This is a genomic window from Acinetobacter puyangensis, from assembly GCF_900096995.1.
In the GTDB taxonomy this organism is placed as follows: domain Bacteria; phylum Pseudomonadota; class Gammaproteobacteria; order Pseudomonadales; family Moraxellaceae; genus Acinetobacter; species Acinetobacter puyangensis.
Genome location: NZ_OANT01000008.1, coordinates 1 through 13887, shown reverse-complemented (window position 1 = coordinate 13887; position 13887 = coordinate 1). Strand labels below are relative to the sequence as shown.

At 41.5% G+C, this 13887-nt stretch carries 12 protein-coding genes; 2 read left to right on the top strand and 10 right to left on the bottom strand.

The genetic code is table 11. The annotated features are described in order from the left end of the window. Nucleotides 1-1389: a phosphate regulon sensor histidine kinase PhoR gene (phoR, locus tag CRO21_RS13370; RefSeq protein WP_097079822.1), complete on the top strand. Its 1389-nt coding sequence runs from the start codon at nt 1-3 to the stop codon at nt 1387-1389. Nucleotides 1390-1789: 400 nt separating this feature from the next. Here phoR and asd read toward each other — a convergent pair whose 3' ends face one another. The 7 genes from asd to CRO21_RS13335 all read right to left on the bottom strand — a co-directional run bounded on the left by asd (nt 1790) and on the right by CRO21_RS13335 (nt 9755). Next, complete coding sequence (asd, locus tag CRO21_RS13365; protein WP_097079821.1) at nt 1790-2677, bottom strand: archaetidylserine decarboxylase; 888 nt, start codon at nt 2675-2677, stop codon at nt 1790-1792. Beyond that, the gene (locus CRO21_RS13360; protein WP_097079919.1) at nt 2674-3519 is read right to left on the bottom strand and encodes a sulfurtransferase; all 846 of its coding nucleotides are present in this window, start codon (nt 3517-3519) and stop codon (nt 2674-2676) included. Before CRO21_RS13360 ends, asd begins: the two co-directional genes overlap by 4 nt. 131 nt (nt 3520-3650) lie before the next feature. Further along, nucleotides 3651-4862, bottom strand: a complete 1212-nt coding sequence (gene pncB / locus CRO21_RS13355) for a nicotinate phosphoribosyltransferase (protein ID WP_097079820.1) — start codon at nt 4860-4862, stop codon at nt 3651-3653. A 360-nt stretch (nt 4863-5222) separates the two neighbouring features. Next, nucleotides 5223-6044 (bottom strand): ethanolamine ammonia-lyase subunit EutC, encoded by an 822-nt coding sequence (gene eutC / locus CRO21_RS13350; protein WP_097079819.1) that lies wholly within the window; start codon nt 6042-6044, stop codon nt 5223-5225. Nucleotides 6045-6059: 15 nt separating this feature from the next. Next, nucleotides 6060-7445, bottom strand: a complete 1386-nt coding sequence (locus tag CRO21_RS13345; RefSeq protein ID WP_097079818.1) for an ethanolamine ammonia-lyase subunit EutB — start codon at nt 7443-7445, stop codon at nt 6060-6062. A 22-nt stretch (nt 7446-7467) separates the two neighbouring features. After that, nucleotides 7468-8898, bottom strand: coding sequence for an ethanolamine permease (gene eat, locus CRO21_RS13340; RefSeq protein WP_097079817.1), 1431 nt, complete (start codon nt 8896-8898; stop codon nt 7468-7470). A gap of 191 nt (nt 8899-9089) precedes the next feature. Next, nucleotides 9090-9755, bottom strand: a complete 666-nt coding sequence (locus tag CRO21_RS13335; RefSeq protein ID WP_097079816.1) for a glutathione S-transferase family protein — start codon at nt 9753-9755, stop codon at nt 9090-9092. Nucleotides 9756-9969: 214 nt separating this feature from the next. On the opposite strand from CRO21_RS13335, the gene CRO21_RS13330 reads away from it, so the two are divergent. Then, nucleotides 9970-12342 carry a glycerophosphodiester phosphodiesterase family protein gene (locus CRO21_RS13330; RefSeq protein ID WP_097079815.1) on the top strand — a complete coding sequence of 791 codons (2373 nt, stop codon included), beginning with the start codon at nt 9970-9972 and terminating at the stop codon, nt 12340-12342. A gap of 42 nt (nt 12343-12384) precedes the next feature. Here CRO21_RS13330 and CRO21_RS13325 read toward each other — a convergent pair whose 3' ends face one another. The 3 genes from CRO21_RS13325 to CRO21_RS13315 are packed head-to-tail and all read right to left on the bottom strand — an operon-like array spanning nt 12385 to nt 13676. Next, nucleotides 12385-12708: a DUF3861 domain-containing protein gene (locus tag CRO21_RS13325; RefSeq protein ID WP_097079814.1), complete on the bottom strand. Its 324-nt coding sequence runs from the start codon at nt 12706-12708 to the stop codon at nt 12385-12387. An 11-nt stretch (nt 12709-12719) separates the two neighbouring features. Then, nucleotides 12720-13139, bottom strand: a complete 420-nt coding sequence (locus CRO21_RS13320; protein WP_228150453.1) for a transcriptional repressor — start codon at nt 13137-13139, stop codon at nt 12720-12722. Nucleotides 13140-13151: 12 nt separating this feature from the next. Beyond that, complete coding sequence (locus CRO21_RS13315; protein ID WP_097079813.1) at nt 13152-13676, bottom strand: PadR family transcriptional regulator; 525 nt, start codon at nt 13674-13676, stop codon at nt 13152-13154. Between the last annotated feature and the right edge of the window lie 211 nt (nt 13677-13887).

Below are 13887 nucleotides of genomic sequence, written 5' to 3'. Positions count from 1 at the left end.
ATGAGTGATTCTTCTTTTTTACCCGACGATTTAAAAGACGAACAATCTACCGAGCGTTATAGCTCACTTAAAAGTTATATTTCCGAAGATATTCGTAGACTGGCACTTATTTTGATCATTGCCGGTTTTATCGGTCTTGGTGTCCATCACTTTTTACTCTGTATTACACTAGGGCTGATTTTATTTTTTGCCCTGCAATTCCGTTCCCTTTATATTGTCAATCAATGGATTAGCCAACATTCCCAAGAACCGCCACCCGATTTATCGGGTGTTTGGGGCGCACTATTATTCAACGTGTATCGCGCGCAGCGCCGGGAAAGAATGATGCAGGCGGAAATGGTCGGTTTAATTGACCGTGCACAATCCTCACTGATGGCACTTGAAGAGGCAGTCGTACTGATTGATGAACAACATTGTATAGAATGGTGGAATCCTGCGGCAGAACGACTACTAAGCCTCAAATTTGGCGATCATAAACGGCAAGTACTCACCATTATTCGTCATCCCGATTTCATTCAATATTTTAATCACGTCAACGACTTTCCCGATGGCATCGTTGTGGAATCCTCATTTCATGATGGACGCTATACGCAGATCAAACTCACCCGTTTTGGTTATGAAAGCCGCTTACTGGTCGCCTATGATGTGACACGGATTCATAAACTCGAACAAATGCGCAAGGATTTTGTTGATAATGTCTCGCACGAACTACGTACACCATTAACAGTACTCAGCGGCTATCTGGAAACCTTATCCGAAAATGAAGAGATGCCACAGCGCTGGAAACGTGCATTCGATCAAATGCAGCAACAAACCCGGCGTATGAATGCATTAGTGAACGATTTATTACTGCTGTCCCGTCTGGAAAATGAATCGCTACAGGCCAAAAATCAAATCATTGATATGGCCGAATTGATGAATCAATTATTTGATGATGCACAAGGCTACAATACCGAATATGGTCATACGCTTAATCTAAATCTGGAAAGCCACAATGATTTAATCGGCTCCGATATGGAGCTTGCCAGTGCATTTGGTAATTTAATTACCAATGCCATCAAATATACCCCGTCGCAAGGGACCATCACCATTGCCTGGCAGGATCGTGGCGATGAAGCGGTATTTTCGGTACAGGACACTGGTATTGGCATTAATCCGACACATTTACCCCGCTTAACTGAACGCTTCTATCGTGTAGATAGCGGACGTAGCCGTGAAACTGGGGGCACAGGTCTGGGACTAGCCATTGTCAAACATGTGCTGGCACAGCATGATGGTCATCTGGAAATCGAATCCAAAGAACAGCTGGGTTCAACCTTTAAAGCAGTATTCCCCAAACATCGCTTGCATCGACCTGAAAGCGAAGAAAATTTTGTTGATACGGAATAATTTGCTATACCTCATGTATTCGCAATATTATCTAAATCATTACAACGCCTTGATCGCTCTAACTAAATATCTGACTTTATAAAAAATTCTGCATCTATCGCAAAATTCAAAAAGTAAGCTACATTTGTGTCATGCAGGGCTTGATCCGGCATCCAGAGTGAACGGATCCTAAATCAAACTCTAAAAGCTAGGCCTCAAGAACTTTGCTCTGGATACGTTGAGAGATGTATCTCGCAAGGCAAGTATGACGAGATGATATGTAGCCCATAAATCGAATTTTGCTATATTTATTTTTTTCTAGGCGATATAGCTAAACTACATACGTACGCAGATACTGATAAAAATAGCCCAAAAATGCCCCAAAACCATGTTGCCAGTAAAATAATTACAATCCACCATATCATATTGATACGCTATCTTCCCCAACGGTAATAGCCTTTGATAGTGTACCAATCTGGCTACCCATCAATACCGTATCATTGGCCTTAAACTGTTGTTCCCATTGTACTTTGTCTTTTTCAAACAATACGATTGCGGTTGACCCCAGATAAAAACGTCCCAGTTCATCACCTTTCGCCAGTTGCACATCATGCTGCTGCACTTCGATACGACCATTCGGCTTGACTTTACCTGTTACTACGGTTTCGATCCCTGCCACAATCATCGCACCGACCAGCACCACAGCCATGCGCCCGATCTCGGTATCAAATAAACAGACCATGCGTTCATTACGTGCAAATAATCCTGGGATATTTTCTGCTGTGACCTGATTGACAGAATACAACTCGCCTGGCACATAAAGCGTTTCTGTCAATCGGCCTGAAAACGGCATATGTACCCGGTGATAATCCTTGGGTGACAAATAGACTGTAACAAACTCACCATCCTGAAAAGGCTTGGCCAATTGCGGATCTGCAATCAATTGATCAACTGAAAAACTTTGACCTTTGGCCTGAAAAATCTCACCCGCAGTAATCTTGCCCAGCTGTGAAATTGCCCCATCAGCAGGACTGACAATATGGGTTGGATCCTCATCAATCACACGAATCCCCGGTTTTAATGCACGTGTAAAGAACGCATTAAAGGATGAATATTTGCTGATTTCTTCTGCCTCAGCAATGGATAAATCTATACCATATTTTTGTTTGAAAGCGTAAATCACAGCAGTTTTTAACAGAGGTTGTTCGCTTGCAGCAACTTTTCCCACCAACCGACTCAATTGATGTTGTGGCAATAGCTTCTGGGTACGGATGAAGAGTTGATTAAAAAGCGATTTATTGGTACTCAAAAGGGTTGTTCTCCGGTGACGACAGCACTATCCAAGCGATTACCCCATTCACTCCATGCGCCATCATAGGTACGAATTTCCCAGTTGAGTAATCGTCCGATAATATAAGCAAGTCCTGAGCGATGATGTGATTGACAATACACCACGACAGGTTCTGATAGGTTAAAGCCTCGTTGTTCGAATTGCTGTTGTATACGATTTAAAGAATGTAATTTTAAATGATCTTTACGATTAATGGCAGTACTCCATTCATACCATTTTGCACCGGCAATGTGACCACCGCGTCGTGCCGCCAACCGAACACCGGTATATTCCTGCTCAGTACGACAATCCCATAATTGAATATTTTTTTGCTCAACACGCTGTGCTAATTCATCATAACTAATGCGGAATTGATCCTGACCCGTTGTATCTACCTGAAATGTATCAGCCACTGTCGTGATTGTCTCAATATCCGTTGTCGTTGCAAGACCTGCGGCTAACCATGCATGAATACCGCCATTAAGCAAACTGGTATGATAAAAACCTGCACAATGTAAATTCCAGATAAAACGTCCGGCCCAAGCCCCGCCTTCATCATCATAGGCAATGACCTGATGGTTCACAGTGATCCCCAGACGATCAATCAATGCTTGTAATTTTGCATTATCCGGTAACAGTCCCGATGCAAATTCATGTTGTTCAACAATTTCTTTGGGCCGAACTGAGACCGCGCCAGGCAAATGTAATTGTTCAAACACCGATTCCCGGCTGAGATCAACAATCACAATATTGTCATCATGTAAAAATGGCGCAAATTGTTCTGGCTCAACCAATAAACCTAAAGGTGCAACAGGATTCATAATGCCTTTTATCTCATCGATCGTGGGTGTATGCATGTTATCACATCAATTTAGATCTGCATTTGCAGGATTAGCACTATCCTTTTTCAAAATGATGCAAACCGCCTTGATTTCTCCAATATTCAAGCAAACTACACACCAACTTCGTTTTCAATCTGGAATACCTGACGCAAATAAGCCAAAAAGGTATCATTATCTGTCATGGTTTTCCCCGGACTGTCGGAGATTTTGGCCACCGATTGACCATTACATTCAACCAGTTTCAGGACGATGTTTAATGCTGTTTGTCCCATATCATTGGTCAGATTGGTGCCAATACCAAAACTAACCTGAAAACGATCTTTAAAATATTGATAAAGTTGCCATGCCTTGGGTAAATCCAGACTGTCACTGAAGGTCAGCATTTTGGTACGACTATCAATTTTTAGTTTTTTATAATGTGCGTAGGCCTTATCCCCCCAGACATAGGGATCGCCACTATCATGACGCAAGCCATCAAATAGCTTGGCAAAATATAAATCGAAATCACGCAGGAATGCATCCATACCAACCACATCGGTTAAAGCAATTCCCAAATCACCACGATATTCCTGTACCCAAGCTTCCAGTGCGGCTTTCTGAAAATCTCTTAAACGGACATCGAGTGCCTGAAATGCCTGTAAAAACTCATGTGCCATGGTACCAATCGGCGTAATCCCCAATTGCATGGCAAGATAGACATTACTGGTACCCCGAAATACATTAGGTGCTGCTGATTTCAGTGTCTCGACCACATGTCGTTGCCATGTATAACTATAACGACGTCGTGTACCAAAGTCAGACACCAAAAATGGCGGCTCACCCTTGACCTGTAATTCCGCATATTCTCGTAGTAATGCGGCTTTGGCCTGTAATCGTCGCTCGCCTTCCATCAATGCTTCTTCAACATCCAGACGCCTAAAATACAGCTCATTGACAATCGCCAGCACAAAAATCTCAAAAAACAAGGCCTGAACCATGGGACCTTCAATCCGAATCACCAATTCACCATTGTCATCAATAATGGTTTCGATAAAACGTCGCTTGAGTTGAAAAAGCTCCAGATAATCAACAAAATCACTCTTAATAAAACGCAGGTTACGCAAATATTGCAGCTCTTGTTCCTTAAATTTTAACTGACATAAATCATTAATTTCTCGATCCAGTTCATCCTTGATTTCTCTTAAGGGATAAACGGCTTCTGTGGAATTTCGACAACGAAATAAATAAACACTATGTGCTTGGGGAAATTGATGCAACACCACCTGTAACATGGTGAATTTATATAAATCTGTATCCAATAAGGACTGAACGATCCCAGCCATAAAATTTCCAAAATATATTTATCTGACTATATTAGAAATATTTGCGCAAAATTCATATCTTACTTTGGCATTATTTTGTTAGGGCTTGTTGACACTTCATAAATGGATTGCGTTGTCGGCTAAAATTTCTTCAGACTAGGCATGAAACGCAGGTAATGGCGGTTCCATTAGCAAGTTTCATAACGACGTATGGGGGAATTTTAGCCACAACCCTTCGGGACAGGGTCGTTTTTTGACGCTACATCGTTATGAATAGTTCATTTAGAATGACTAAATTTCACTATTCATGCCTAGTATCGTCTAAAAAACGGCCACTTTCGCAATCATAGACGAAATGTTAACAAGCCCTTATTCTCTCATTTAATCAACCGACTCTTGCTTTAATAAAAATAACTTCGGTTGTGCCTGCGTATTTTCAACCATAGGAATTTCATGTTGATCTTTAAGGTGAACACCGGAAAATTGTAATTTTAACGATTGTGACATCAATGCCAATAATCGCTGTGCTGCAACCAAAATTGGTAATCCCGCAGATCGCACATTGGAAATACAGTTACGCATGGCATCATGACAACCCGTTCTGGCTTGCCAGGTATAATAAATCCCAAGACTATCCGGTGAACTTAATCCAGGACGTTCACCAATCAGCATCACCAGCATTTTGGCATGCAGGCGTTCTGCCACTTGATCACCCAGCGCAACCCGACTTCCCGTTGCAATGACAAGCGGTGCAACGGACCAGTGCTTTTGTCTGAATAAATCTACCAATTCAGCGACCAATTTTGGTGCATTTTCTTCAATTGCGCGTGCAGAAAGGCCATCACCCATCACAATGACGACATCATAGCTCGCATCCTGCCCTAGTGTGGCCAGCATCTCTGCCGATTGCTCGCTCAACACCCGACCAAGATCCGGACGTTTTAGATAAAGGGCTTTATCGGTTGCCTGACTATCTACGCTCACTACATCCAGATTTAAATGTGTCAGCTGTTGTTGTAGTTGTTCGACAGCTAAAGTCTGCAATACTGCATCTTTTGCCTGTGCATGGTCATATTGAAAACTCAGCAAAGGCTTGGTCGGTACACTACAACCTGCTCGACCCAGTGCAATTCTGGCATCGGTATATTGTTTCAGTTTTTGCCAGATATCCTGATGCACCGGAGAATGCTCATGACTTTTCATCGTTAATGTCCTGTCTTAAGATGCCAGAATACGTGCAAAATTCGGTGGTAACTGTTTCGCCCATTCAATATGATGCTGTTGTTGCTGGAAAATCCCCTGCTGTGCAAGCCATGCCGAAAATTCCGGTGCCGGTTGCAAACCCAGTAATTGACGGATATATAAGGCATCATGAAAAGATGTCGTCTGATAATTCAACATCACATCATCTGAACCGGGAATTCCCATAATAAAATTAATTCCTGCGGTTGCCAGCATAGTCAATAACATATCCATATCATCCTGATCGGCATCTGCATGATTGGTATAACAAATATCACAGCCCATCGGCACACCCAGCAATTTTCCACAAAAATGGTCTTCCAGTCCTGCCCGGATAATCTGCTTACCGTTATAAAGATATTCTGGACCAATAAAGCCTACAACGGTATTCACCAGTAATGGTTTAAATTCCCGTGCAACCGCATAGGCACGTGCTTCAATGGTTTGTTGATCGACATTAAAATGCGTATTACTAGATAACGCACTGCCTTGCCCAGTCTCAAAATACATGACATTTTGTCCGACTGTGCCCCGATTCAGACTCAGTCCAGCCTCATAACCTTCTTGCAAGAGTTGTAAGCTAATACCAAAACTTTCATTGGCTTTTTCTGTTCCTGCGATCGACTGAAAGACCAAATCAACCGGTACATTTTTCTCCACCAGCTGTATTGCCGAACTGATATGGGTTAACACACAAGATTGTGTCGGAATCTGATATTCCTGAATAATCTGATCCAATAATTTTAATAAATCGGATAAATTCTGAATATTATCTGTTGCTGGATTAATGCCTATCACAGCATCACCATTACCATACATCAAACCATCGACAATACTGGCCGAAATACCAAGTAGATCATCAGTAGGATGATTAGGTTGTAAACGGGTAGACAAGCAACCTTCCAGACCAATGGTGTTACGAAATCTAGTGACGACCCGACATTTCTTTGCCACCAAAATCAAATCCTGCACACGCATGATTTTACTCACCGCTGCCACCATCTCCGGTGTAAATGCAAACTGTAATTGCTGTAATTTTTCTGTGGTTGCTTCTTCACCCAGCAGCCAATCACGTAAATCACCCACCGTAAAATGGGCAATTTCCGCAAAAGCTTGTGCATCATGCCGATCAATAATCAGGCGTGTCACCTCATCCTCTTCATAGGGAATGACCACTTCATTTAGAAATACCGTCAGGGGTAAATCAGCCAAAGCCATCTGGGCCGCAACACGCTCGGTTGAATCCAGCGCAGCAATACCGGCAAGCTCATCTCCCGAACGTAATGGTGTTGCTTTGGCCAACAGACTTTTCAGGTCATTAAAATGATAGCGTGTCTGACCGACATCCTGATAATAACGCATTGCTTGATCTCCCTTATCCTGCCTAGTTTAACTCTTCTTCCGCGGCTATAAGTTGGGCAAACTCCTCTTCTGGTGTACCACTGACCAAATGATGACGACTATAAAACATAAAGTATGCAATAAATGCCACATAAATTGCTGCCGCCATAAACCATACTTTGGGATCAACCATCAGCCCGGCAACAACAGCAATTGCCGCCAGTACCAATGCAATACTTGACGTAATAATACCACCGGGTGTTTTATAGGGACGTTTCAAATCTGGACGGGATAAACGTAATTTAATGTGAGACAACATCATTAATACATAAGAAATGGTGGCACCAAATACTGCCATCAAAATTAATAAGTCGCCTTCACCTGTTAATGACAACAAGAACCCAATAATGCCCGGAATCAGAATCGCCAGAAAAGGTGCTTTATTTTTATTGGTGAGAGATAGGTTTTTCGGTAAATAGCCCGCACGTGACAAGGCAAAAATTTGCCGTGAATAGGCATAAATAATCGAGAAAAAGCTCGCAATCAAACCCGCCAATCCAACAAAATTCACAAAGCTGGCCAACCATGTATTTTGACCATACACTGCGACCAGTGCATCAACCAGCGGCGCGCCGGAGGCTTTTAAGGCATCGGCACCGGCAGCACCGGCACCTAAAAACAAGATCAACAATGCAAAAGCAGCCAGAATTAACATGGCACCAATCAACCCCCTTGGTAAGGATTTTGCAGGATCTTTGGCTTCCTCGGCAGCCAAAGGCACACCTTCTACTGCCAGAAAGAACCAGATGGCATAGGGTACAGCAGCCCAGATACCAATATAGCCAAACGGCAGAAAAGTACTTGCTCCCACATTTCCACCAGGGGCAATATTAAAAAGATTATTACTGTTAAAATGTGGAATCATGGCAAAAATAAATACCACCAATGCCACACTAGCAATTGCAGTAATCACAAACATGATTTTTAGTGCTTCTCCAGCACCTTTTAAATGCAATCCCATAAAAATCAGGTAGCACAGCAGATAAATAAACCAGCCACCTATACCAAATAACGACTCACAATATGCACCGATAAAGACGGCAATCGCAGCAGGCGCAATCGCATATTCGATTAAAATGGCTGTTCCGGTTAAATAACCACCCAACGGACCAAATGCTGCACGGGCAAAACTATATCCTCCACCTGCTGTAGGTAACATGGTCGCCATTTCCGACATCGACAGACACATGCATAAATACATCAATGCCACGACCACGGTGGCAATAAACATGCCGCCCCAGCCACCCTGTGCAAGACCAAAATTCCAGCCAGCAAAATCTCCGGAAATCACATAAGCAACACCTAAACCGACCAGCAGCACCCAGCCCACGGCTCCCTGCTTTAATTGTCGTTTGGCAAAATAATCTTCTTCTGTTGCAATGCCTGATCCGATCTCAGATTCTGAATGTGCCATATACGCCTCGCAGTTCACAAATGTTATGGATGAGTTTATGCATATTGCATACCATTTCTGTGACGGGTCAGTTCATCATAAGTTTCGGGTGATTAATGCCAAGTTTTATAAAAGAAATAATAATGTTGCTGATTGGTAAAATATCCTTAGCCGATTCGGGCAACATCGGTATAGGAATAAGTCAGCACAATCTAAAGCACCTGCCCTTTATCAGGACTTTTTTGCCGAGCTGTTTGCAATGCCGGACGTTGTTCGATGCGTGCCAGATATGCCTGAATATTTGGTAATGGTTTGCCCTTTTGTGCCATCACCAAAGCCTGAAGAGGAAAGCTCATCTGAATATCGGCAAAACTAAACTGTTCTCCGGTGAAATACAGGTGTTTCGCCAGATGTTGCTCCAAAAAAGCGATATGTTCTTTTAATCTGGGCTTGGAAAACTGGTTTTGCACCTGTTGTCCGACCATTTTCGTCAAAGGACGGGCAAGTAATGGGACCGATTTTCCGCCAAGCTGCTCCAGCACCAAAGTAAACACCAAATAAGGCATTAGCGAACCTTCGGCATAATGCATCCAATACTGATACTGATTCAGTGCTTCACCAGATAGTGGCTTAAATTGCTGTAAAGGATCAAAGTTGGCTTGTAAATAATCCAGAATCACCGCAGATTCGGCAATCACTTTGTCGTCATCGGTTAAAATCGGTGCTTTACCCAGCGGATGGATCTGTTTAAGCTCAGGTGGTGCCGACATATTTGGCAGACGTTGATAATATTTCAGTTGATAATCTAACCCTAGCTCCTCAAGTGCCCAAAGGATTCGCATTGAACGCGAGTGTTGCAGGTGATGAAGTGTAAGCATATTTATGTTATTCCTTTTAAATCGTTTTCCATGTTCCAATATCTATCAAAACCAATTTCAAAGGAGATGTCTATGGATATTTCTTATTTATTCATTCTGTGAAATAGTCGATTTTTTTAAATAAAACTTAAGTAAACTGTAAAGAATTTTAAATAATAATGTCATAACTCCCCCCTAGTCTTCTTAACTCTTTCAAGACAATGATGAAGAAATTATGAAGATATCCGCACTTGCCCTCTCCATATTACTGGCATTTTCGCTTAGCGGTTGTGGCAGCGATGATCATAGCGACACGCCACCGGAAGTAGAAACACCGGAAAATCCAGATGATGGTTCAGTGACCGAACCTTTACCTGAAGCCAAAGTTTTATATGAAGTCAATTTTGCCGAACAAAATAGCTTGCCGGCTGGCTGGACAACAGTAAGTGCGAATACAGGTAGTGTGGCCGTTCAAGATGGCCATCTGTACATTGATGGTCGTAAGCATGATACCAATATGACCACTGTCATGCTGCCAGAAGCCACACAAAACTATACTGATTATCGGGTTGATGTCGAATTTACCTTTGAAAATCCAAACAATAGCGGGCGCTGGGGAAGTGTGGTTTATCGCGCTACCGGCACAGCATCTAATCCGGAACCCTACTATCAGTTTGCGATTCGCTCCAATGCAACCGCCAGTAACGGTACGGAATTCGCCTTAAGACAAGATAGCAAATGGAATGTCCAGAGTAGCAAGGCATTTACCGAAGCCATTGATCCGCAAAAAGTATATAAAGCCACAGTGATTGTGCATGGTAATCGCGTCAGACAATATCTGAATGAGCAGTTAATGGAAGATGTAGAACTTCCTTCTGATCAGATCAAGGGTGCAATTGGCTTATCTACTGCCGGTCTGGTCATGAAAGTAAACAGCATTAAAGTGACCGAACAGTGGGAATCTTTACCCAACATCAATAGCAGTGCAACAGATGTACAGGAATCAGGGACCTATGCTTCTTTAGCACCAACCATCATTCAAAAAGTTCAGACCGCCAGTGATTCTCTACCGAATGCCAGCCAAGTATTTTACCAACTGGATAAAAGTCTTAATCTCAATGATTTGAATGGTAAAAAAGTAACTACTTTAAAAGAGTATCTGGCGGATAGTACACATCGCACCATTCCTGTATTACAAATTAACGATGAAGCCACCCTCGCATCGCTTAAAAATATTTCACAATCAATCGATCTTGAAGACATCACTTTAAGCTCCAGCAATCCGGATTTATTACGTACTGCACATCGCCTCCTGCCAGCTATTCGTACTGCTTTGGATTTACGTAGTACCACACTGGGTAATAGCCGTGCAGAATTGCTCTCTATTGCTAGGCAAACCAATCAAGCAGCTGCACGTATTGTTATTCTGCCAGCCAGCTTGGCCACAAAAGAGAATCTGAGTTATATTCAGAAATTACTGGTCACAGTATGGGTAGATTCCTCTGCTGCGACAGTAAGTGATGCAGCCAATATCATTGTTTCCGGTGCCAATGGTATTATGGCATCCAACAGTGATGTATTTAACAGTGTATTAAGACAACTTCCACGTTATACACTTTTACGTAAACCACTTATTGTTGCCCACCGTGGTGTACCAAGTTTAGAAGATGAAAATACATTAGAAGGTTTAAAAGAATCTGTTCGTCTAGGTGCAGATGCTGTAGAAAATGATATTTACATTACCACAGACAATCATTTGGTGATTATGCATGATGACACCGTTGACCGAACCACAACGGGTCAAGGTAAAATCGAAGAAATGTCTTTGGCACAAGTCAAACAACTGGTCACTAAACCAAAAGGCTATAAAATTCCAACGTTGGGTGAATTTTTTGTCGAGCTAAAAAACAATAAAGATGTCATGCACTTTGTTGAATTAAAAAGCAGTAATGAAAAAATTGTCGCTCAGTTGAAAAAAGAAATAGAAGAATATGGTGTGGATGATCAGATCGTCACAATTTCTTTTATTCCCGACCAGATTAATCGCATGAAAACCATTTTATCAGGCGTTTCTACCGGATTTCTGACAAATGCACCTAATTCCGGCAATGTATTAAAAGATGCACGGACAGTGATGCAATCGAGCCAAAGCTATACTTCCACATTTAACCCATCTTATGGCAATGTCACATCAGCATTAATGGAAGCGCTAAAACATCGCGGGATTACCTTCTGGCCATGGACAGTAAATGATGAAACTGTATTTAAAAAACTTTATGTTGCAGGTACTTATGGTTTAACCACCAACTATGCTCAATATGCATCTAAATATGTTGTTGATCTTAAAACAGCTGCAACGGCGAGCGCCAAAGTAGGACAGGCACTAAATATTAATGCCCAATTAACAACGCAGGACGGCGTTAAATCTAATGCCGATGCTAACCAGTTTGTGATCTTGGCAGGTGCACCAAGCTATACAGTCAATGGTCGTAACCTTACATTTAAGGCTAAAGGGACAGCATATGTTTTACCAGGTTATCGTTATGATATTGATAGTACCTACAATTACAGTATCTTTAGTACACCTGTAAAAGTAACAGTTGAATAATTTCAGGATATCTTTGAGCGAGCAATTTATTGCTCGCTTTTTCTATTTATGCAGCTCTTTAAATGATGCCTCGGCATTAGATTGTTTTAGTTTTTTCATAAATTGACCAAAATGCGGTGAAAAATCTTTAAATAATGGATGATTTTTATTCTCCAACATCACTTCACTAAAAAGCTTTAATCCCACCGCAAAAGATGTGACTGTTTGTGGATCCTCAAATAAATTTAATTTTTTCAATTTTTCCACAATTGCAAAAATATCATCATGATTTGCCGCATCAAAGCTCAAATCTTCCTGATATGTGGAAGGCTGACCTTTGGCATCCGCCACATGCTGTACCGTAATATGATATTGATGTTGTTTCATGGCTTTTCCTTCTATATTCCAAGTGTTTGTAATTTCGGATCATTCCCTGTATTAAATTCAATCTCAAGCAAATGAATATTGAATGTTTGCAATAAATCCTGCAAGGAGTCAATAAACTGTGCCTGGTTTAAATGGTCCTCCATCACACATTTAATCTGCAAGACCTGAGATTCGGCAACATCTACTGCCGAATATCTTGCGTCACCCCGATAAAACTGCTGTTGGACAATTAAGCCCGCCGCTTCCAGATCCTTAATTACACGATATACTGTAGCTAGACTTAATTTATTGAAATTTTTATATAATTTTTGATAAACTTGCTTTACTGTAAATATTTCTGTTTGATTTTCTAGCAAAGTCAACACCGCAATCCGAGTCTGTGTAACTTTTAATCCAGCTTTTTTTAAACGCTGTTGAGCTTGCGTCATCATCATCTTACTCATCTATAAACGGCCAATTGCAACGGCTACCTGATCTATTTTTTCAGCAATACTATAAATTTTCTCTTGCTCAATGTCTGTTGCGGCAAGTTGCAAACGTAATGCTGTTTTTAAATTTTCCATTGCGCGGTAAATATCCCGATATTGATCATTTTCCTGCAAGCTACGTTTCATTTGCAATTTTTCCAGCAGTTTATCGAGTAAGTCTTGCTGTTGCTGCAAATGAAGTTGCCCTGCTTCAGTAATTTGATATTGCTTGGGTTCTGCTTCGGCATCAGGCGTGATAATCAGTCCCGCTTCTTCCAATGTATTTAATGTCGGGTATATGGTACCTGCACTGGGTGTATAACCACCGCCAACCAGATCACTGATTGCTTTAATTACTTCATAACCATGTTTAGGTTGTTGCTGAATCAAATACAAGACCAGCAATTTGATTCGACCTGCCTCAAATAAACGACTACGTCGTCCGCCACGATGCTGGTTGTCTTTATCTTCAACAAAGGAATGTTGATGATTAGCTTTCATTATGTTTTCTCTATTTGATTTCTTTATACCACTTAAGATATATTAAGATATATCTTAATGCAAGTAGAGAAATAAAAAAGGACACAAAATAAATTTGCATCCTTTAATCAGCAGACTGTCCCATCCTAAATAAAGTTGACACTTTTCATTCTTAAATTATGGAGAGTGTTATGACTACACCACTTAAACGAACACAGCGAGATTATAGTCT

What these genes read in the sequence shown, in the direction of transcription:
- phoR (WP_097079822.1), top strand. Translation starts at nt 1, where the DNA reads ATGAGTGATTCTTCTTTTTTACCCGACGATTTAAAAGACGAACAATCT.
- CRO21_RS13360 (WP_097079919.1), bottom strand. Translation starts at nt 3,519, where the DNA reads ATGAATCCTGTTGCACCTTTAGGTTTATTGGTTGAGCCAGAACAATTT.
- pncB (WP_097079820.1), bottom strand. Translation starts at nt 4,862, where the DNA reads ATGGCTGGGATCGTTCAGTCCTTATTGGATACAGATTTATATAAATTC.
- eutC (WP_097079819.1), bottom strand. Translation starts at nt 6,044, where the DNA reads ATGAAAAGTCATGAGCATTCTCCGGTGCATCAGGATATCTGGCAAAAA.
- CRO21_RS13345 (WP_097079818.1), bottom strand. Translation starts at nt 7,445, where the DNA reads ATGCGTTATTATCAGGATGTCGGTCAGACACGCTATCATTTTAATGAC.
- eat (WP_097079817.1), bottom strand. Translation starts at nt 8,898, where the DNA reads ATGGCACATTCAGAATCTGAGATCGGATCAGGCATTGCAACAGAAGAA.
- CRO21_RS13335 (WP_097079816.1), bottom strand. Translation starts at nt 9,755, where the DNA reads ATGCTTACACTTCATCACCTGCAACACTCGCGTTCAATGCGAATCCTT.
- CRO21_RS13330 (WP_097079815.1), top strand. Translation starts at nt 9,970, where the DNA reads ATGAAGATATCCGCACTTGCCCTCTCCATATTACTGGCATTTTCGCTT.
- CRO21_RS13325 (WP_097079814.1), bottom strand. Translation starts at nt 12,708, where the DNA reads ATGAAACAACATCAATATCATATTACGGTACAGCATGTGGCGGATGCC.
- CRO21_RS13320 (WP_228150453.1), bottom strand. Translation starts at nt 13,139, where the DNA reads ATGATGACGCAAGCTCAACAGCGTTTAAAAAAAGCTGGATTAAAAGTT.
- CRO21_RS13315 (WP_097079813.1), bottom strand. Translation starts at nt 13,676, where the DNA reads ATGAAAGCTAATCATCAACATTCCTTTGTTGAAGATAAAGACAACCAG.